This window comes from Sphingopyxis sp. H053 (genome assembly GCF_001468225.1).
Lineage (GTDB): Bacteria > Pseudomonadota > Alphaproteobacteria > Sphingomonadales > Sphingomonadaceae > Sphingopyxis.
Genome location: NZ_LNRU01000007.1, coordinates 366,811 through 387,543, shown reverse-complemented (window position 1 = coordinate 387,543; position 20,733 = coordinate 366,811). Strand labels below are relative to the sequence as shown.

11 protein-coding genes are annotated in these 20,733 nt (G+C 63.1%); 4 read left to right on the top strand and 7 right to left on the bottom strand.

The window, feature by feature from the left end:
* Positions 1 to 20 precede the first annotated feature (20 nt).
* Positions 21 to 2,558, top strand: a complete 2,538-nt coding sequence (locus ATE70_RS16265) for a TonB-dependent receptor (RefSeq protein WP_052182326.1) — start codon at positions 21 to 23, stop codon at positions 2,556 to 2,558.
* A complete protein-coding gene (locus ATE70_RS16260; RefSeq protein WP_052182327.1) occupies positions 2,548 to 4,731 on the top strand; it encodes a prolyl oligopeptidase family serine peptidase in 2,184 nt (727 codons plus the stop codon). Before ATE70_RS16265 ends, ATE70_RS16260 begins: the two co-directional genes overlap by 11 nt.
* Before the next feature lie 2 nt (positions 4,732 to 4,733).
* Here ATE70_RS16260 and ATE70_RS24360 read toward each other — a convergent pair whose 3' ends face one another.
* The 5 genes from ATE70_RS24360 to ATE70_RS24350 all read right to left on the bottom strand — a co-directional run bounded on the left by ATE70_RS24360 (position 4,734) and on the right by ATE70_RS24350 (position 10,556).
* Entirely contained in the window at positions 4,734 to 6,278 is a 1,545-nt protein-coding gene (locus ATE70_RS24360; protein WP_167919483.1) for an asparagine synthase-related protein, read from the bottom strand.
* Between the two features lie 176 nt (positions 6,279 to 6,454).
* Positions 6,455 to 7,099, bottom strand: a complete 645-nt coding sequence (locus tag ATE70_RS24355; RefSeq protein ID WP_082656048.1) for a lasso peptide biosynthesis B2 protein — start codon at positions 7,097 to 7,099, stop codon at positions 6,455 to 6,457.
* A 56-nt stretch (positions 7,100 to 7,155) separates the two neighbouring features.
* Positions 7,156 to 7,287, bottom strand: coding sequence for a hypothetical protein (locus ATE70_RS25685; protein WP_257545256.1), 132 nt, complete (start codon positions 7,285 to 7,287; stop codon positions 7,156 to 7,158).
* An 885-nt stretch (positions 7,288 to 8,172) separates the two neighbouring features.
* Entirely contained in the window at positions 8,173 to 8,619 is a 447-nt protein-coding gene (locus tag ATE70_RS16240; RefSeq protein WP_058538904.1) for an Lrp/AsnC family transcriptional regulator, read from the bottom strand.
* Complete coding sequence (locus ATE70_RS24350) at positions 8,619 to 10,556, bottom strand: isoaspartyl peptidase/L-asparaginase (RefSeq protein ID WP_197411477.1); 1,938 nt, start codon at positions 10,554 to 10,556, stop codon at positions 8,619 to 8,621. The genes ATE70_RS16240 and ATE70_RS24350 overlap by 1 nt, the downstream gene beginning before the upstream one ends.
* A gap of 186 nt (positions 10,557 to 10,742) precedes the next feature.
* Between ATE70_RS24350 and ATE70_RS16230 the strand changes: the two genes are divergently transcribed.
* Together ATE70_RS16230 and ATE70_RS16225 are read left to right on the top strand one after the other, a co-directional pair.
* Complete coding sequence (locus ATE70_RS16230; RefSeq protein WP_058538903.1) at positions 10,743 to 13,535, top strand: TonB-dependent receptor plug domain-containing protein; 2,793 nt, start codon at positions 10,743 to 10,745, stop codon at positions 13,533 to 13,535.
* A 184-nt stretch (positions 13,536 to 13,719) separates the two neighbouring features.
* On the top strand, positions 13,720 to 14,886 hold the full coding sequence (locus ATE70_RS16225; protein ID WP_197411476.1) for a serine hydrolase domain-containing protein: 1,167 nt from the start codon (positions 13,720 to 13,722) through the stop codon (positions 14,884 to 14,886).
* 261 nt (positions 14,887 to 15,147) lie between these two features.
* Here ATE70_RS16225 and ATE70_RS16220 read toward each other — a convergent pair whose 3' ends face one another.
* Complete coding sequence (locus ATE70_RS16220) at positions 15,148 to 16,839, bottom strand: CHAT domain-containing protein (protein WP_058538901.1); 1,692 nt, start codon at positions 16,837 to 16,839, stop codon at positions 15,148 to 15,150.
* Complete coding sequence (locus ATE70_RS16215) at positions 16,836 to 20,687, bottom strand: WD40 repeat domain-containing protein (protein ID WP_156420165.1); 3,852 nt, start codon at positions 20,685 to 20,687, stop codon at positions 16,836 to 16,838. Before ATE70_RS16215 ends, ATE70_RS16220 begins: the two co-directional genes overlap by 4 nt.
* Between the last annotated feature and the right edge of the window lie 46 nt (positions 20,688 to 20,733).

The following is a 20,733-nucleotide window of genomic DNA, read 5'->3' as shown; positions in this document are numbered from 1 at the left end:
GAGGAAATGGGGGAGTGATAATGTTGAAGAAGTCCCGTTCGCTGGTCGCGCTGCTGGTCGGCAGTGCCACCTGTTTTTCACCTACGGTTGCGCTGGCCATGCAGCAACAGCGCCAGCCCTACGATATGCCCGCGCAGGATCTCGACGACGCGCTGCGCAGCGCTGCCACGATTGCCGACATCGAGCTCTACGCATCGTCGCGCGATCTTGATGGAAAGACTGCGCCGCCGTTGAAAGGCGAGCTGACGAGCCGCGAAGCAATCGAGGCGCTCCTCAAAGGTAGCGGGCTCACCGCAAGGTTCGAGGTCGGCTCGGTGGTCATTTCCAGACTCGCCTCCGCCGAAAATGCCGCCGCGACCGAGGCCGAGCCGATTGTCGTGACGGGGTCACGGATCACGGGCGCGCCCACGGCAACCCCTGTGATCCGGGTGACCTCGGAAGACATCCGCAACTCCGGCCATGCCGATCTTGGCGAGGTGGCGCGCAGCTTGCCGCAGAATTTCGGCGGCGGCCAGAATCCCGGGATCGGAAATTCGCAAGGCGCCGCGAATGAAAACGTGAACGCCAATGGCGCATCGACTTTCAACCTGCGCGGTATCGGTCCCAATGCGACACTGACGCTGATCAACGGCAATCGCTTTGCCTACAGCAGCGTCAATTCGGTGATCGACGTCAGCGCCATTCCCATCGCGGCGGTCGACCGCGTTGAGGTCGTGGCCGATGGGGCATCGGCCATCTACGGCGCCGACGCGGTCGCCGGGGTCGTCAATATTCTTCTCAAGCGCGACTATAAGGGCGTATCGACCAGCGCCCGGCTCGGCCTTTCGACCGACGGCGGCAATTTCCAGCACCAATATAATCTTCTCGGCGGATCGCGCTGGTCGGACGGCGGCATCATCGCGGCCTATGATTATTCGCACGGTACCGCGATCCGGGCGAAAGATCGCAGCTATGCCTTCGCCAACAACCCCGATTCGACGCTCTTCCCTGCCCTTCGCCGACACGCGGTTCTGCTGAGCGGTCACCAGTCGCTTGGCGGCGGCGTCACCCTGGCTGCCGATCTTATTTACAAGCGCGGAAGGATGGAGTCGGCGACCGGTTTCACGGTCGCTCAGCCGCTCCGAAACTCAGGGCTTGAGGCGCGCACCAAGTTCGAAACATTTGGCGTCGCACCGACGCTGTCGGCCGCACTGTCGGCCAATTGGAAGCTGAAAGCGGGCGCGTTTTTCGGCACCGACACGACCGATGGCATCAGCCAGAACTTCAGCGGCGGCGCGCCGAGCACTGCCACCGCGCGGCACTTCTTCAACCGGAATATCGCGGTGGAGGCGGGACTGGAGGGGTCGCTGTTCGAGCTCCCCGCGGGCCCCGCGCGACTGGCCTTTGGCGGCGGCTATCGCACCAACCGTTTCAAATCCGAAATCGGAACCCGCAGCTTTTCACGCTCGCGCCGCAATCATTTCGCCTATGGCGAGCTTTTACTGCCGATCGCGGACCCCGATCAGGATCTGGCCTTTGCGCACCGCGCTTCGCTGACCGGGGCGCTGCGCTATGAGGATTATTCGGACTCCGGCGACATCGTCACCCCGAAGCTGAGCTTCGTCTATGATCCGGTCGAGCAGGTCCGGCTGGGGGTGTCATGGGGCAAATCCTTCAAACTTCCGACGCTCTATCAACAATATTCCGGCTATGTTGCGCTGCTCGTGCCGGTCGGCGGCTTCGGCCAGGGATTTCCCGCTGGTTCGACCGTCGCTTATGCTCTCGGGCCGAACGACCAGCTCGAGCCTGAACGCTCCGAAAACTGGACCTTCAGCGCGACCGTGAAACCGCTCCATGGTCTTGAGGTTTCGGCAAGCTATTTTCGGATCGACTATAAGGATCGCGTTGCGCCGCCGCTCGCCTCGGGCGCCGGGGTTCTGAACAATCCGATCTTTGCTGATCTCGTTACCTTAAATCCTGCGCCGGCCCTGCTCGACACCATCTTCGCCGGTGCCGATGGCGGGCTCCAGAACATTACGGGGTCTCCCTACGACCCGGCGCGCGTCGTCGCCTTCCTCGATGCTCGCGACCGCAATATCGCGCGGCAGAAATATCGCGGCGTCGACATCGCGGTACGATATGATGCCCAGCTTGGCAGCGACCGGCAGCTGAGCCTGAACGCCGGAGCCACCTGGCTCGACAGCAGTCAGCAATTGCTTCCCGGCCTGCCGGTGACCGACCTCGCGGGAACAATCTTCCGCCCGCCGCATTTTCGGGCGCGCGGCGGGCTCACGCTGAGCGACAAGGCCTTCTCGCTCGCGGCCTTTCTCAATCACAGCGCGAGCGTCACGGACAATCGTCGTCCGGCAGCCATCAAACTTAGCGGATCGACAACGCTTGACCTGACCGGCCGATTGCGGCTCGGCGCAGGCACGGAAGTTGCGCTGAGCGCACAGAATGTCTTCAACAGCAAGCCGGAGCCGATCTTCACCACCTCGCCTTTCGATGCTCCGTTTGACACGACGAACGGGTCAGCAATTGGCCGCTTCCTGAGCGTCACGGTTCGGCATGACTGGTAGCATCCGCCTATGGCCGCTTCTTCTGTTGGTCGGTCTCGCTAACAGCGGGACGGCCGTCGCGGAGGAAGGTCGGCGCTGGACGCTCGAAGATGTGGTGACCGTCCCGGCGGAGTTCGAATTGAGCTTGGCGAGCGACGGCAAGTCGCTCGCCTATCTCGAACGGCGAGCGGATCTCCAAAAGAATGAGACCGTCTCAATTCTTCATCTGTTTGACCTGCGCTCGCGCGCCTCGCGCGAGATTCTGCGCGCGGCGAGCGCAGAGCAGCTTCGACCGTTGCCGAACGGCACGGGCTGGAGCCTACTGCTAGATCGGGGCGACGAGCTTCAGCTCTATGCGCTCGACGCCGAAGGGACGATCAAACCGCTGCTGGTGCGCGATGCGAAGGTTACCGTCGGCCAGACCGAAGGCGCGCTGTTCGCCGTGCGAAGCGGTGCGCCGCGCCGGATCGGGATTTTATATCACGACTGGTCTCCCGACGGACAATGGCTTTGGTACGCCACGCTAAAGCCAAGTTCGGAACCGGCCAATGTTGCCATCGACGACGCGGTGGTTAGCCAGCGCAATCGGCGTCGCGCGCCGGTCCGGGCGATCGTAGAACTGCGCATACGGTCGGCGACGGGCGAAGACTGGCTGGTCGCATCGCGGCCATCGGGCGACCGGCTTGCTTTCTATTATGGCGGCCATGTCGAATGGACCGACGAAGGGCCGCGCTACCAGTTAGAGCAATCCGATGCGGAGCGGGCCGACGGCATCGGGACCTTTTCCTGGAGCTTTGTCACCAACGCCAGCCGGCCCATTCAGGAAAGTTCGGGTTTTCCGGCGATCGGTCTGGTGCGCGGCCCGAATGGCGGAACTCTTGCAAGCGAGGGTTTCGGCAGGACGCTTGCCCTCACGGAGACGCACACCGATGGCCGAAAAACTCACTATGGTCGCCAGCCCTATTACATCGGCGACCCGCGTTCGGCAGGAAATTGGCTCTCGGGGGATGGGCTAAGCGCGCTGCTGGGGGTGCGAACGACCTCGCATCCACGGTACGGGTTGGTTTTGCTTACCGGTCGGCACGCAACGTCGCTGATCCGCCCCGGCAGCTTGACGGCCTGCGACTTTCGCGAGGATCTCGCGTGGGGCATTTGCGTCGAGGAAGGGCTGAACCAGGCGCCACGGTTCGTCCGTGTCGAACCGAAAGACGGGCGCGTGCAGGCCATCGCTCCGCTCTCCGCTGCTCATGATTCGATCGCACCGTTGCGCGTCACGCCGCATCAATGGACAAACCGGCTCGGCTACCGATCGACCGGATTCATCGTCTGGCCTCGCAATTACCAGACAAGCAGTCGCTACCCGGCGATCATCATCACTCATGGCAGCGATGCGGACGAGCGCTTCGCGAACGTCGATCTGCAATGGAACTACCCCGCTCAGCTGTTCGCCGAGCGCGGATATGTCGTCATTCTCATGAACGACCCCTCGGCTCGGCAGCAGGCTGAGCTTTGGCACGCCTATATGATATGGTCGGGCGGCCCAGGCACACTCGGTCCCGAAAAGCTGCGCGAGCTGATCTGGATCAACGGCGTCTATAGTTTTGAAGACGCGATCGCCGAGTTGGCAAGCGAAGGCATTGTCGATCCCGACCGCATTGGCATTGCCGGGTACAGTCGGGGATCGCAGATGGTGAATGTCGCGATGACCCAATCGGAGATGTTTCGCGCTGCTTCCAGCGGGGACGGGAATTATCTTGAACCCGCATCCTATTCAGATCCGAAAGACGGGTATCACGCCGTCTTCGGCGGCCCACCTTCAGGTCGTTACCTCGACGCCTATCGCCAGCTGTCGCCCTCGCTCCGTGCCGATAGGGCGTGTGCTCCGGTCCTTCAGCAAATGGCTTCTCCCTTTGCGGGAGCGATCGATTTCTACGCCGCGCTGCGCGAAGCAAAGGTTCCTGCGCAGATCAGTCTCTATCCTGGCGAGACCACCGCCACCGATGAGACCCATCTGTTTCACATCCCCTCCAATCGGCTGCGCGCGATGCAAGAGAATCTGGCGTGGTTCGACTTCTGGCTTCGCGATCGGCGCGACCGGGATCTGGATGACAGAGGCGCATTCGACCGCTGGGCGAAAATGGCGGCGCAATGGAAAACAAGGTGTGTGCAGACGCGAGGCGCCGAGCGGCGATAGCCTTATGACGCGCGAACATCCGTCCACCAACGAACCCAGCTTTCCGCCGCGCAAAGTGCGAGGATGCGCTGCGCCTTTTCGAAGCCCGCCACCGTCGGCTGCGAGGCTCCTTCCAAGGTCCTGAGGTCGAGCAGACCGGCCCGCGCCAGCAGGCCAGTGCGCAGCAGGTCGCCGGCATGTTCCGCGTTCGCCTGGAATATGCGCTGCATGAAGCCGCCCGGCCCGCCCTTGGACGTGCGGCGCAATAATTGCACAGGGACGATGGATTTGAATGCCGCCCGAGCGACGGCGCGATCCCTGCCGCCCTCGATCCACTGCCATGTCGGGATTGACAGGCATGTTTCGACGATTGGTTGCGACAGGAGCGGCGCGACATGCTGCGGATGGGAGCGGCGGGGATACAGCTCGATGCTGCGATGCGCGCGCGCCAGCAGCCTGACATGCGCCGCCTTGCCGGGCGGCGTGCCTTCGGGCGCTTCCATCCATGGATGGGGCGGCCTCGGCACATCCAGCTCGGCGATCGCGGCGGAAGAAAGCCCGGAAGTGTCGCGATGAAGTTTTACGGGCCGGCTGCAGTCACGATAGCGATCCCAGGCGTGCCGCAAGATGGTCGCACCGCTGGCTCCCGTCAGATCGCTCAAATCGCGCAGGGTGTCGAAAAGCCCGTGACGCGGTCCCTGCGCCATGAAACGATCGACGAACGGCGAGGCGCTGCGGATCGCACAGAAGATATTGTCCCCGCCATTGCCCGAGAAGAAGGCATCGATTTGATGCTCGCGGCGGAGCTCTTCATGAGCCGACGCGATTGCCTGCATGTAGAATGGCGCGTGCGGCCAAGGGTGGTGCGGCGCCACGGCGCGATCAATCTCAACCTTGCCGAGGTCATAGTGGGCTTCAAGCAAGGGAACGCCAATCGCCTTGGCGAGAATGGAAGCATAGCGGCGCTCATCGCCAATCGCATCGTCTTCGATCATCGTCAGGCAATGAAGCGCGGCGGCGCGGCGAGATGCGGCGCCGGCGACAATCGAGGAATCGAGGCCGCCAGATACGCCGGTCAATATGGAATCAAAGCAGGACGCCCAGCTTTCGATACAGTCGAGCGCCACGGCGCGAAGCTTACGGGCGGCCACCTCGAACCGCTTGTGGGGGACCTGCGTCCAATCCCACGGTGACCACCAGCTTTCCAGACGACGCGATCCCGAAGTAATGATCAGACATTCCCCTGGAAGCAGTACCTGGACACCTTCGAGGCAGGTTTCTCGGCTAGGCGCGCCTCCATTAGCCAGAAACCGCGCAACTGCCGGATAATCGACGCCGCCACGTCTGCCGAGATCGGCAGCGTCGCTCGACGCTGTGACGCCCGCCCCATCGGCGCGGTAATAGACGGGCAACAACCCGGACGGGTCGCGAAATATCGCGAGACCTCCACCGGGCCGCGCCAAGATGGACACATAGCCGCCCCAATAGTCGGACACGAGCGACCGGCCGCTAGACGCCGCCATTCTGGTTACCGCCGTTTCATGCAGATCCAACACGCGGCGGCTCATTTCGCCTCGCTCGAACAGGTGGCCGATCAGATATCCATGCCCACCCAGGGCAAGCGGCTGTCGATCGCACCAGAGCCGAGCGCCTGGAAGCGATAAGGCGGGTGGGTCCGCTTCGCCATTGTCACGATCAGCCTGTCCCGACGCCTCGGAAATCTCGATGCGAAAGTACCCCGGCATCAGGCGACCAATATCGGTGTGTAGGGGGTCACCACATCGAGCGGATCGGTCAATACCGCCGAGCCCAGCTGCACCCAGCAATGCGCGGCGAATGGCAAAGTTACGCCGATCACCAGCCGGGCCTCGCACCCCTTTCCGGCCAGCACACGGCGCATTGCAACGCCGCGGCTGAGGCATTCATCCATGCCGGAAAAATAGTGACGCGCTCGCTTAAACGCCGCGGCTACCTGGCGTGCATCCGACCGTTGAACGTGCGGAGCTACTGGCACGCCGTGCAAAAGATTAGGCAGAATTTCCATTAGAGCGAGTTTCCGAACATGCCGCTGAGCTAGGGCCAGGACCCATACCGAACGGGCTGTCTCAACCGCCGAAGCCCTTTCGAGATTTGGCTCCTCGAGAACACTGCTGGTCGGAGCGATCCTTTCGGAACTAGATTGATCGACCGGCGGCGCCAGATGGTGCAAGCCGCGTGCGGCAAGCCAATCATTGTCACCCTCCTCTTGCGCTCCGGCGACAATCCGGGAAAAGCGATCAGCCGCACTTTGCTCAAGCATGAAATAGCGATCGCGGGACAAGTCCAGAAAGACGAAGGTGCCGCCGACTCTGCACCAATGCGTGGCAGCTGAAGTGATGACATTCATCATGGAAGCGCGCGACGGAGCGGTGGCGTGCAGTGCGAGGACTGCACGCCACGCGTCAGTCAATCGTCGGCGCTGATGCCGCCGAGGATAAACTTGTCCCCGGGCTGTACGTCCTGCTGGCCCGACGGCAGCGCGCCGAGGGTTTCGTCCTGGGCGGCGCCGAGATCGATGATGTCGTCATGCGTTTTCATGTCACGTTCCTTTTCAAGGTTGCGACCAAGATGAGTCGCAGTTGAAAAGTATGCCTCGCGTCAGAGCGCTACTATTTAATAATCCAATTATTATTCTAGGCGTTGCATCGCGAAAAAGTGACCGAGCAAAGGAAACGCGCGTCTGGAGCACGTACCACCACCTTTAGCAATTGCCTGGACATACGTGGCGGAACCCGGTCACTCGCCCAGTTGACTGTACGGGCGCGCGCCTATTTCCAACAGATCGACCGCAATCAGCAACCAAAACTGCGACCGAAAATGGATCTAATTGGAGTATGCCGTCCAAAGCTGCGCCAGCGGGGTTGCGCGCTGCGATACCGGCGATCGCTAGATCGTCTGATCCTGTCCGGCGGTGCTAGCCTGAACTGATCCAATTTTCTGATGAGAGGCACCAGATTCTTACCCACGGCACGGTACTTGTCGCGACCTTGGAGAGGTTAACTGAGGGAGGATATGAGAGGCAACCTACAGGATTTGAACCGGTGACCTTCGCCATCAGAGAGTCGTCAAGATTGGTCTTGGAAAGGTCCGATCGAAGAGCAGATTTGCGCGTGGCCACGAGGTTTTTTCGCTCCTGAAAACGGTGATTGCTGGGTGATTGCTGGCCAATTTTTGGAGGTCAAAATTCTGTTAAAAGTCATTCTATTTCAATAGCATGATTGACTTGTCACATGAAGTCTGGTATTTCCGCTACCGGCGGACGGCTACAAAATGCAGCTGACGCCCCAGGCTCTCCATACTATATTTTTGACGCGAATTTAGCCTTTCAACCCGCTTCAGTCGCTGATCACAATCTGGCGGCAAATGACCGAGCGCGAACGGGCAACGCCTTTCCTTACTAGCGGCTTGGCATAAATAGACCGCTTATCGTTCGATTTTAGTGGCCAAAATCACCGACGTCGTCGTGCGTTCGACACCGTCGAGGAGGCCGATGTCGTCGATCAATTCGTTGAGCTGCGCGCCATCCTCGGCCTCGAGCATCGCGATGATGTCATATTCGCCGCTGATCGCATGGATCGCCTGTACCAGCGAAAAGCCGGCGAGCGCCTGCTCGACCTCGCGGTGAAAGCGCGGCAGCGTCTTGATCATCATATGCGCGCGCACGCGGCTCGCGGCGAAGGCGTTGCCCAGCCGCACCGTATAGCCGGCAACGACCTTTTCTTCCTCCAGCCGCGCAAGCCGCGAATAGATCGCACCGCGCGAAATGCCGAGCCCCTTGGCAAGCTGCGCGATCGTCTGCCGCGCATCGTCGCGCAGCAAGGTGAGCAGGCGTTCGTCGATCTCGTCGAGATTGACGCCCGAGTGCGGCATCAATCGGCCAACTTCTCGTCGGCGAAGATCGCAATTTGTGGAGTCCCCCCGGCGCTCATCCGCCCACGATACATGCCGAGGTCGTTGATGGCAAAGGCGGGGCGGCCGTCGGGCCCCATCGCGATCAGCCCGCCGTCGCCGCCGATCGCGCCGACCGCCATGATCGCGCCTTGCGCGGCGTCCTTCAGGCTCTCGCCCTTCCACGCGACGCGGTCGCAGACTTGCCGCGCGGCACTTTCGCGAATGAAATACTCGCCCGATCCGGTCGCCGACACCGCGCATTGCCCGTTCTTGGCATAGGTGCCCGCGCCGATGATCGGCGAATCGCCGATGCGGCCCCAGCGCTTACCCGTCATCCCGCCGGTCGAGGTCGCGGCCGCCAGATTGCCGTCGGCGTCGAGCGCGACCGCGCCGACGGTGCCGAACAGATGCGTCGGGTCGACCGCCGACACCTGCTTTTCGCGCCAGCGCAGCAGCCCCTGCCAGCGTTCCTCGGTGCGAAACCAGCTCGGGTCGACCTGTTCGAGCCCGCGTTCAATCGCGAAGCGGTCGGCGCCGTCGCGCGCGAGCATGACGTGCGGGCTCTTGTCCATCACCGCGCGCGCAAGATCGATCGGGTGGCGCGTGCGCGTCACCCCCGCGACCGCGCCGGCCTTGAGCGTCTTGCCGTCCATGATCGCGGCGTCGAGTTCGTTCTTTCCCTCGGCGGTGAACACCGCGCCGCGCCCGGCGTTGAACAGCGGATTATCCTCGAGCACACGCACCGCCGCGGCGACGGCATCGAGCGCCGCGCCGCCCTTGTCGAGCACCGCGCTGCCCGTGCGCAGCGCTTCGTCGAGCCCGGCGCGATAGGCCCTTTCCTTTTCCGGCGAGAGCGTCTTGCGCTCGATCACCCCCGCGCCGCCATGGATCGCGAGCGACCAGCGCGGCACCTCGACGATATCGCCCGCGCGGGCGGCATAGTTACGCACGAAAACAGGCGCGTCGACTTGCCCCGACGGCAGGTGGAGCACCGAACCGGGGCCGACGCCCGTCACCTTGACGCGTGGCGCGTCGAGCGGGCCGCGCTGCGCGAGGCCGCGGAGCCCCGCTCCGTCGACGACCCACGCATAGCCGTCGGGTTCGGTCGCATAGATGCGCGCGCGGCCGTCGGGTTCGACCGCGAGCGCCGCGCTTTCATCGACGCCGAGGCCGAGCATCGCAGGCTGGTCGGCGGGGCGCCCGGTCTGCGCCTTGGCGACAAAAGCGAACAGCCGTCCGAGCCGCTCGCGTTCCTTGAAATGCGTGTCTGTGACGATGCCCTTGAGCAGCGCGAAGTGGAGGAAGTCGCCCTCGATCGTGTTCGCCGGACCGAACGGGTCGGCGAGTGCCTCGGGGCTCTTGATGCTGCCGTCGTCCATCGCGCCGTAGAGCTTCTCGCCCTGGATCGCGAGGCCGGCGCTGGTGCCCGCGAGCGGCTTGCCCGCCGCGACATGCGCGTTGAGGATGTCGGCCACCGGGGTGCCGCGCCAGTATCGCACATAGCGCGCCTGATCGCCGCCCGCGATGAAGATGCCGTCGGCCTTTTTCAGCCGGTCGAGGATCTTTCTGTTCGTCGCCTGCGACCGGCCATGGAAAACGAAGATTTCGGTCGACTGGATACCGCCGATATCGCGGAAGAATTCCTCGCCGATTTCCTTGCCATAGGATGCGCTGATCACGACGATATGGCCGTTCCCGGCCTTGCCGAAAAACCATTTCATCGCGTCGATGTTGCGGTCGCCGCCGCCCATCAACAGCATCCCGCCCGATACCGGTCCCGGCGTCGGCGTATTCAATTTGCCGAAGACGTAATGCTCGTGGGGCTTATCTTTCGCTTCTTTCGCCGCAACGGGCGCGAGCGAAAGCCCCAGCGCGGCAAGCAGCAGCCCAAATCCCCGCATGATCGAACGCAGCATCCGTCTTCCTTCTCGCGACCCCGGTGAAAAAGGCAGCGTACATAATGATGACCTCAAAAGACAATATGATTTCCAATTTTGTCATAGTGATTGAAATTATCGACGCTTTCTGGTCGAGTGAGTGAAATATCCGGTGGTGGGCGAATGGGTTTGATTCGGGCCGGGACAAAACAGGGGGTTTGATAGATGACCAATTTCGGGAAGCGGGCGTTTCGGATTGTCCTCGGGCTGGGCGTTTGCATGCCCGCACTGGCCGTGCCGGCGCTCGCACAGGACGCCCCCGAAGGCGATGCGCAGGAAATCATCGTCACCGGATCGCGCATCCCGACGATCAAGGATCAGGGGCCGTCGCCGGTCACGACGATCGATTCCGACACGATCCGCGCCAACGGCTATACCAGCGTCCCCGAACTGCTTGCCGCGATGACGCAGAACAGCGGCGAAACGCAAAGCCCGCAGTCGGGCAGCAGCGCCGATTTCACCCCCGGCGCGCAGCAGGTCGACCTTCGCGGCCTCGGCCCCAACCACACGCTCGTGCTGATCAACGGCCGCCGGATCGCCGACTTCCCGCTGCCCTATATCGGCCGCAGCAACTTCACCGACATCTCGAACATCCCCGTCAGCCTGATCGACAAGGTCGAAATATTGAGCGGCGCGGGCTCGGCGATTTACGGGTCCGACGCGATCGCGGGCGTCGTCAACTTCAAGATGAAGGAAAAGCTCGACGGCATCACGCTCGACTATCGCCACGGCCGTACCCAGCACGGCGGCGGGCTGTCGCACCGTTTCACCGCGACCGGCGGCTGGTCGACCGACCGTTTCAATATCGCTGGCGGGATCGAATATCTCGATCAACGCCCGCTCTGGGCGTATCAGCGCAAGATCCAGGACAGCACCGACGACGAGCCGGGCGGCGGCCTGCCGCGGCGTACCTTCCTCCGCCGGAACATGGAAGACGAAGTCTATATCGATCCGGGCGCCGACACCTGCGCCGCACTGTCGAACCTCAACGGCGGATCGATCATCTATGCCTCGCGCCCCAACTGGGGCTATTTCGACGACGCGCTCGATGACTATGGACCGGGCTTCTATTGCGGCAGCAAGACCTCGATCGGTTACGGCACGATCATTTCGGGCCGCAAGGGTTTCAACAGCTTCGGCACTATGTCGTACGAGCTGTCGGATAATGCCAAGCTGTTCACCGATTTCCAGTTCGGGATCAGCAAGGTCCGCCTGATGTACGATGTGACGAGCTGGAGCTTCGAAGGTTCGTCGAGCAGCTCGAACAACAGCTTCTATAACATCAATCCGGCCGTCGATTCGCTCGACGAATGGACGCGCCAGTTCACGCCCGAAGAAACCGGCGGGCTGGAAATGCAGCGCAGCAAGCAGACGACCTACAGCATCACGCCCGGCATCCGCGGCAATTTCGGCAATGCCTGGAATTACGAGCTGTCGTTCAACTACAGCCGCTACAAGTCGATCGTGCGCTGGCCGCAGATCATCGCCAGCAAGGCGAACGACCTCTATCTCGGTCCGCAGCTCGGCGTCGACGGCGACGGCAACCCGATCTTCGACGCCGATCCGACGCGCTTCTACACGCCGCTGACGCGCGCCGAGTATGAAAGCATCTCGGCCGACACGGTCTACAAGCCCGTCAGCTGGACGAGCAATCTGCAGGCGACGATCACCAACGGCGAGCTGTTCCAGCTGCCCGCGGGTCCGGTCGGCTTCGCCGCGGTCGCCGAATATGGCAAGCAGGGTTACGACCTCAATCCCGACCCGCTCGCGCTCACCGACTATTATTACAGCTGGAAAGACAGCGACGGCAAAGGCAAGCGCAGCCACGCCGCGATCGGCGGCGAGCTTCGCGTGCCGGTGCTCGATTTCGTGACCGTAACCGGCGCCGGACGCTATGATCATTTCCGCTTCGGCGGGGGCAACACCGGCAAGTTCACTTACAATGGCGGGCTCGAAGTGCGCCCGACCGAAAGCCTGTTGTTCCGCGCCGCCTATGGCACCGCCTTCCGCGCGCCCGATCTCCACTATGTCTTCACCGGCCCGGGTAACGTCGAAAGCAGCGTTGACGATTATTATCTCTGCCGTTCCGATCCCAGCGAGGATTATGAGGACATCAGCGATTGCAGCTATTCGGGGACCGGCATCGTCGTGAACCGCAACGGCAACCGAGATCTCAAGTCCGAAACCGGGCGGACGCTCACCGCTGGCGCCGTTTTCTCGCCGTCGCGCCGCCTTCATATCTCGGTCGACTATTTCCGCGTCACGCTCGACAATCAGGTCGACGACCTCAGCGTCAACCAGATCGCGCGCGACGAGGCCGATTGCCGGCTGGGGCGGACGCAGGCGGGAACCGCGGTCGATATCAATTCGCCGACCTGTCAGGATGCGATATCGCGCGTCAGCCGTTTCACCACCGGGCCGTCGATCGGCGAAATCTCGTCGATCCGCGTCAACCCGATCAACATCGCGCGCGAAAAGACGAGCGGGATCGACGTCGCCTTCCGCGGCACGCTGCCTACCAGCTTTGGCGATTTCACGCTGTCGCTCGCGCACAGCCATGTGTTCAAGCACAGCTTCCAGCAATATCCGGGCGATCCTGTGATCGACAAGCTGGCGGCGGACAGCGGCTATTACCTGCCGCGTGACAAGTCGAACGGCAGCATCACCTGGGCGTCGGACGGCGCGCAGTTCACCTTCTCGGGCACGCGTCTCGGAAAACTGCCGAACTATGATGAGGATGCCTATATCAAGGCGAGCTACCTGTTCAACGCGACGCTGCAATATGATTTCACCGATCATATGCGCGGGTCGCTGACGGTGCGGAACGTGTTCGACAAGAACCCGGTGAAGGATCCGACCTGGACAAGCTACCCCTATTACAACACCAGCTGGTTCGACAGCGTCGGCCGCAGCGTCTTCCTGCAGCTGACCTACAAGCTCGGAGGGTCGCCGCTCTGAATTGCCTCCGGACCAACCGATAGGCCGTGTTGGGGCCTATCGGTTTTGGTCGCAAATCCAGCCAGCCAAAAGCCATCAGTAACCTGCCGCATGATGGATCGACCGCCGTATGAGGACTTCCGAAACGATGCTCGGCCGGCGAGCCCTACTCGTTGGATCTGCGGCGCTGATCGCAAGCGGCCCGGTGTCCGTTCGCGCCCGTGCGGGAACCCATCACGCAGACGACAATGCCGCATGGATTCCGTCCGAGACACTGGTGCAGGAACTTCCGCACCTCATGCGCATCGCCGGGGTGCCCGGCGTCGCCATCGCGGTCGTTGACCGCGGGAGGCTGGCCTGGAGCAGAAGCTTCGGGGTAAAAAATGTCCTCACCCGCGACCCGGTGCGGGAGGATACGCTGTTCGAAGCCGCGTCGATGACCAAGCCGGTCTTCGCCTATGTCGTGATGCGGCTGGCCGACGAAAAACGCCTCGACCTCGACAAGCCGCTCGCCCGGTATCGCCGGCCGGCGAATTTGGGTATCGACCCGAATCTTGAGCTTATCACGGCCCGGCAGGTGCTGGCGCATTCGACGGGCCTGCCCAACTGGGCTTCCGAGCCGCTCGTCACGAGCAGCGCGCCCGGATCGCGCTACACCTATTCCGGCGAAGCTTTCATCTGGCTCCAGCTGGTCGTCGAGACGATTATGGGAATGGGCCTCGGCAGCGTGATGCAGGCGAAGCTGTTCGGCCCTGCGGGAATGTCCCACAGCAGCTTCGGCTGGGACGAGGCGATCGCAAGGTCGGTGGTCTTCGGCCATTCCGAACCTCCGGAAGGCGAGCAGAAGCTTCCTTCCCAGCCCACGCGCGAGCTGGGCGACCGGCTGCTCCGGGTCGCTTCGAAGTGGCGCAAGCCGATCGCGTCCTGGACCTATGAGGATTCGGTCGCAGCGATGCGAGAGACAGATCCAAAGACGCCGCCATCGACACACGACCTTCTGGTCAATTCGGCGGGAGGGCTCCTGATGACCGCGTCTGACTATGCGAAGTTCATGGTTCTCATGATGGATCGGCCGGGGCGAGCGGATTGGGAGATTAGCGACGCGGCCCGGCGAGCGATGCTCACGCCGCAGCTCGAAGTGCGCGGGCGCGACATTTCGCGAGGGCTGGGTTGGGAACTCGAGCAATCCTCATCAGGCCAGCTGTTCCAGCACAGCGGCAGCAATTACGGGATCTTCAAGACCCTGGGCGTCGGTGATGCGCGGAGTGGGCGGGCGATCGTCGTCTTCACCAACGCCGCGAACGGAAATGCGCTCGCGTCCCGGATCGTTCGGCAGGCAACAGGTATCGACCGGTTGAAATCCCTGGTCTGATCAGCTTGTCGAACCGGAGGATTGTCTCTTCAACCTTTCTCCCGGTGCAAGATCGCCGAACATTCGCGGCAACAATCTGCTCGATAAGAAGCTGGTCAAGGATCTGGCATACGGGCCCAATCTGTATTGCGACAACTCTTGGCCACGAGCGGGTCGCGAAAGACCCGGCCCGCGGTCATCGGGCTGCACTGGCCGGTTCCAGCCCGTCAGCATATGGGAACATAGCGGCCTTCCGGCGAGCCACGGGACAAGATGCTTCGATCAATTATCGGCGCCGATAGTCGAGAAGGAGGCCCAGAAGGCCGGCGACGCCCAGCGCCGATCGCGCCGCAATTCGCCCTGCGCTTCCTGGAATGCGGCCGGGACGGACAGGGAGGGATTGGCGGCGATCTTCCTGAAGAAAATCTCCATCAGCCGCGCTGTAGCTTCATCGTCGACGCTCCAATGCGATGCGATAACCTCGCGCGCGCCGGCGAACTGGAACGACCGTGCGACGCTGTTGAGGTTACGCGAGGCGATGCCCCTTTCCTCGGTTCCCGTGTTGCAGGCGGATAGAATGATGGCGGCGCGCGCCAGATGGAATTGCGCGATTTCCGACGCCGACAGAAAGCCGTCATTGTCCGATCGGACATTGCTGGCCGGCGGGGTCAGCACCAGCCCCGGTTCGGCCAGACCGCCGGCCTGAGACGCCAGCAGCCCATGGGTCGCAAAGGCGATGAAACGCGGCCGGCTTTCGCGCAAGGCGCCCCGGACATTCCGCTCATCGGCTTCGCTTCCCATCAACAGACGGCTTCGAGCCGGGCCGAAGGATTGCGCGGCCATCTTCAGCTCAGCCGCGGCACCCGGAAGCGGCGCCATCGCCATCAGCATATCGCGATTGGCGACCCCGCGGGTCGCCCAGTCGCCGGGAACGCTCGCCGGCTGGGCCGAAAGCACGTCTTGCTTCCCGATCGCCGGATTGCCGACCCCCAGAAAGCCCTCCCCCTGCAAACCCGGTGATTTGCTTGCCGATCGTCCCGCGCCAGCCGCCTCGCAGCCCGTGTGGCGATGCTTTTGGTCGACAAGCAGGCAGCGCTGCGCACGCAGCATTGAAACCGTTGCAAGCGACATGATGACGCGCTCGTCCGCCATCCATGCGGCGCCTGGGGCTTCCCGGGCCGGCGTTCGGGGGAGGAGGCCGAGGGGCAAGGCTGAAAGCGGTCCGCTGGTCACCGTGAAGATTCGCCGCCTGCTCCCCAGATCCTTTTCGACCGGCGCCACCAGATTGGCATAGATGCGATGCGCGCGTTCGAGATCGATGCCGGTGCCGCGATCCGCATATCCGTCGATCTCTTCCCGAATCCCCGACCGAATGGCATCGACGTCCGATTTCAGTTCGCGCGATCCATAGCCGTCGACGCGCGACCAGCCGGCGCTTTTGGAGGTGACCGCAAAGCTGTAGCTCTTCTTTTCAAACGTCACGATCAGAAGCAGAGCCTCGTCGGCATTGAGCAGGCGCTGCAATCCGGTAAGCGACACGGCTTCGGGGTGCAGGAGATCCCAATAGGCCGGATCGCGGTCGCGAATCCGGGCCTCGATCGCCTCGATGTCCACGAGCAGCGCGGCGCGGCGCTCGGCGGCCTGCTTACCGACAGCGGGGTCGGTCCTCGCGACAAGCGCGTCTTCGAAATCGCGTTCGGCGCGCGTCAAATCGGCAAGCGCGGCTTGTCGTTCGCCTTCCCACACGGCAATTTCGCCATCGCCGCGCGACGCCAGCACCGTTGCTGCGTTGAGATTGATCGTCGATTCCGAAAGGGTCGCCAGCTGGACATATTCGAACGCCTTGCCCATCGCGTGAGGACCGGGTTCCTGCGCTTCCGCCACGAAGCTTGCCGCGGCTAATGCCAGCAGCGCGCCCGCGCGCCGTCCCTGCCAGGGGGTCTGGCGACAAAAGATACGCTGCCGTCCCGTCATTCGCGCCCCACCTCGCCCTCCAATTCGCCGGTTTCGGCGTTCCACAGCCAAAGCCCGTTCTCGCTCGATACAGCCAGGCGCGCGCCGTCAGGCGAAAAGGCGAGCCCCGAGACGCCCGCGACGAAAGTCGCCAGGTGCCGAGGTGCTCGAACCCCGCCCGCGAAATAGAGCCAGAGCCGGTTCTGCCGGGTCAAGGCATAGGCCTGCTTGCCGCCAGGGGAGAAGCGCACCGCATAGACGGGGTCTTCGGTGGTTCCGATGACGCCCGCGACCGCTGATGCATGGCCGCCAAAGGCTTCAGCCTGTGCAAGCTCGTCCTGCGCGGCGGCACTCCCTCCCAAATCTGCGACGACCGAGCAATCTTGCGCGCTCCAACGCGTCGATCGGGCAAGATTCGCGACCGCCGGTTCGCCGCGGCTACCCGGTGCAAAGGTCATTCCCAAACCGACGACTTCCGACCCGTCGGCGGAAAAGGCCAGCGCACCAAATGGGCTGACCGGCTCGCCCGAAGCTACTGTCATTTTCTTCACCGGCGCTGAACATAGTTCGTCCCCGCTGTCGGCCGACAGCAGCCTGAACGTGCCATCGCCGCGGATGTCGGCAACCGCGATGCGCGAACCGTTCGCATCGGCAGCGAGCAGGACGCCGTCGACCTTGTCCTGCCGCCAAAGCAGCTTTCCGCTACCGATCTCGAACGCCGCCGTGCCGCCGCCATCAAAAAGGCCGGAAACGATGCCTACGTCGCGGGACGTTGAAATCGTCGCGTCGCGGAGCCGGGTACCGCCAGGGATTTTCGCCGAGCGCTCCAATATGTCGGGATTCGAGGTCAGGAATATGTCGATACCGTCCGATCCGAGCGCCGCCACGCGCCGCCCGTCACCCGAAACCATCACGGCCGAGTCCTGATCCGCGGGATATTGTGCGATCAGACGCCGGGTGGTGCTGTCCCATTGCCGCAACGCCTTGCCGTCGCGCTCGCCAATCGCGCTCGACAGCGTGAAGAGGCTCCGTGCGTCCGGGCTGAAGCCGAACGCCCGGATCTTCGCCTTATGACCTTGTGCGGAGGCATCCCCACTCAGCTTGGCGGCCACGCCACCCGTTTCAGCGGAAAAGACGATGATGGCTCCCGCTGCGGAACCGCTCGCCAGGAGATCGGAATCCGGACTCCAGGCCAGGCTGACAACCGTCCCATTATGCCCCGAGAGCTGATGAAGAAGCGCGCCGCTCTCGGTCGAATAGAGGCGGAGCTTTCCGTCGAGGCCGCTGACCGCGATCTTCGCGTCGTCGGGAGACAAGGCGGCCGCCTCTACCAGGCCGCCCATCTGAATGGTGCGGGAGGCACCGGTCCGATCATCTTCAATCGATATGGCCTGCAACCCCACCCGCGCGCGCCTGTGCCCGTCGCCGAACTCGATGGGAAGATTGCGATCGAACGCGGGAGGGACGTCGCCATATTCGGGTTTGCGCGCCGAAGCGAACGTTGCACCTTCGACATCCCACGAAATTTCGCGAGCATATTCCCGGCTTTTGAGCATCCTTCCGTCATCGAAAAATTCGAGGCTCCTTATCGATCCCTCGGGCCGGGGGCTTATCAGCACCGGAGCGTTCGCCGCCCGCTTGCTCGTCGCCGCCGTGAGCGGCGCGAGACGCGATCTGGCCCAGTGGATGTCGATCCCGGCCTCGAACAGCCGCGCGAGGCTCAGATAGTCGACCTCGGCGCCTGGCGAACGCCGCGACGCAAGGCGCTTACGACCGGCGGCTATTGCGCCCTCCACTTCGGTCTCCAGCATCGGTGTATGGCTTTGCCGCGCCAGATCAACCGATGCCGCCAGACCGATCGTCGTCAACAGGTCGAGCGAGTCGTCGGGCAATTTCCCCAGCAATACGGCCTTCGCGCGGGCCAGATCGTCGGCGGCATCGCCCGTCGCACCGAGCGCGAGACGATCCTCCGCGATAGCCCGGCTGACTTCGGCGACGCGGACCGGATCGGGGGTTTCCGACTTTTCGAGCGCTTTGAGCGCAAGCTGGCGCGTGCCAACAGCGCTCTGCAGATCGCCCAAGCGGCGCAAGATATCCGCGCGCAGGTTCAATCGGTCGACCCGCACCGTGAGCGGCAGGATACTATCGACGAGCGTGGAAAAACGGTCGAGCGCCGCGAGCGCGGCGACCGGGCCGTCGAGCGCCTCTTCGCCGCGGCTGCGCTGCAAGAGCAGCGATGCGCGCAGAGCTTCGGTTTCGGCCGTCAACCGAAACAGCGACAAGCGGCTTCGGGTGATTTCCAGCCCGGGCGCGAAACCGACCGTTTCCAGCTCGGTGAGGCTCGTCACATCGGACAGCCTGTTCAGTTCGAGATATTGCGCCTCATCAAGCTCGATGACCTCGCCCGCCGGATGCTTCGAGGCGCCGATGCGATCGAGAAAGGGCCCTAGCTCCTCGATATCGGCGGGCCCCAGCTCGATGCGAAGCCTATCATAGCGCAAGACCCGTTCGGCTCTGGCGGCTGACGCGCCCGCCCGCTCCAGGTCGGCCAGCAGTGCCTCTACCAGCTGCATTGCTCGTACCGGTTCCCGGTCGTCCTTCAACATTGACGCCAGCGTCAGCCGCGCGCGGGCGCTGCCCTCGGCATTGGGTATGGCAATCGCCGCTTCGAGGATCGAACGGGCATCGGCGCGTCGGCCAAGCGCCAGATAGGCTTCCGCCAGTTTGGTTCGCGATGCGGCCCAATGGGGTCCAAGCCTCTCTTCGGTGGCATCCGCACGCGTCAGGATTTCGACGATATCGACAGGGCGCCCGCTTCGGACCGCTACCTCATAAGCGGCGCGCAGCCGGCCAACATCGCAGGCGATCTCACCATCAATGCAGAGAAGCTCCGCTCCGCTACGCAGATCGAATATCTGGGTCGGCCCTTCCCAACCAATCGCGAGCAGCCGACCTCGCGCGACGAGCCGCGAACGATAGACATTGTCGAAATTGGCGAATGCAACCGGCAGTTCGAGGGTACGCTGACCGTCAAGCGACCGGACCAGAGGGCGGTTGTCGACGTCGGAAAGCAACGCACCGGCAGACACATTGACATCGACAGGGGCGAAGGGCCTCGCCACGGCGACATAGGCTTGCTGTCCGGATTCCAGCGAAAGAACGGATAGCTGCTGTGTGCCCAACCCGGTGCTGATCGCGGTCACGACATGGGTGCCGTCCTCGGCGAAACCGCTGAACTCGCAATCCTCATCAGCCTCGCGGATCCGAGTCCATTCTGCTTCGCCGTCGATGCGGCGACGCAATATCCCGCAATTGTGGCTTGCCACGACGATGGCCCCATCATCGAGGAACTGGCTGGCGCCGATGGTCACGGGCGCTTGCAGGAGCCGTTCCTCGATCCCGGTCCTGGCATTGTGGATCCGCACCCCCTTACCGTCTTCGGCTTCGGAAAGCAGATAATTGCCGTCGGGCGAGAAGGGAGAGGGACCGACCTTGCCGATCGTTGCCAGAATCCGGCCATCGGCCGTGTCGAGCAAATAGCCCGGTTCTCGCGACGAGCGCCGAAGCAGCATCGTCTCGCCGCCCGGCGATATCACGGGTGCGACGACAAGAGACGGATCGCCATCGGCGAAGGGCGCGTCGAAGACGCGAACGGAATTTGTAGAACGGCGCCACACAAGGACCCGCAAACGATCCTGCCCATCGGCACCCAGCGCCACAACCTGCCCCGCGTCGGGCGACGCCGAAAGCCCCCTCCATCGAAGAGGCGCCGCATCGACATGGTCGACCTCCCCACCCGTTTCGATCGATCGGATCGACAGACGTCCGGCGCTGTCGCCCGTCAGAAGCAATTGCCCGTCAGCGGACAATCCGGCGATGTGGTCGGCATGCGCGGCGTTCGGGCCAGCAAGCAGT

What these genes read in the sequence shown, in the direction of transcription:
- ATE70_RS16265 (WP_052182326.1), top strand. Translation starts at nt 21, where the DNA reads ATGTTGAAGAAGTCCCGTTCGCTGGTCGCGCTGCTGGTCGGCAGTGCC.
- ATE70_RS16260 (WP_052182327.1), top strand. Translation starts at nt 2,548, where the DNA reads ATGACTGGTAGCATCCGCCTATGGCCGCTTCTTCTGTTGGTCGGTCTC.
- ATE70_RS24360 (WP_167919483.1), bottom strand. Translation starts at nt 6,278, where the DNA reads ATGAGCCGCCGCGTGTTGGATCTGCATGAAACGGCGGTAACCAGAATG.
- ATE70_RS24355 (WP_082656048.1), bottom strand. Translation starts at nt 7,099, where the DNA reads ATGATGAATGTCATCACTTCAGCTGCCACGCATTGGTGCAGAGTCGGC.
- ATE70_RS25685 (WP_257545256.1), bottom strand. Translation starts at nt 7,287, where the DNA reads ATGAAAACGCATGACGACATCATCGATCTCGGCGCCGCCCAGGACGAA.
- ATE70_RS16240 (WP_058538904.1), bottom strand. Translation starts at nt 8,619, where the DNA reads ATGCCGCACTCGGGCGTCAATCTCGACGAGATCGACGAACGCCTGCTC.
- ATE70_RS24350 (WP_197411477.1), bottom strand. Translation starts at nt 10,556, where the DNA reads ATGCTGCGTTCGATCATGCGGGGATTTGGGCTGCTGCTTGCCGCGCTG.
- ATE70_RS16230 (WP_058538903.1), top strand. Translation starts at nt 10,743, where the DNA reads ATGACCAATTTCGGGAAGCGGGCGTTTCGGATTGTCCTCGGGCTGGGC.
- ATE70_RS16220 (WP_058538901.1), bottom strand. Translation starts at nt 16,839, where the DNA reads ATGACGGGACGGCAGCGTATCTTTTGTCGCCAGACCCCCTGGCAGGGA.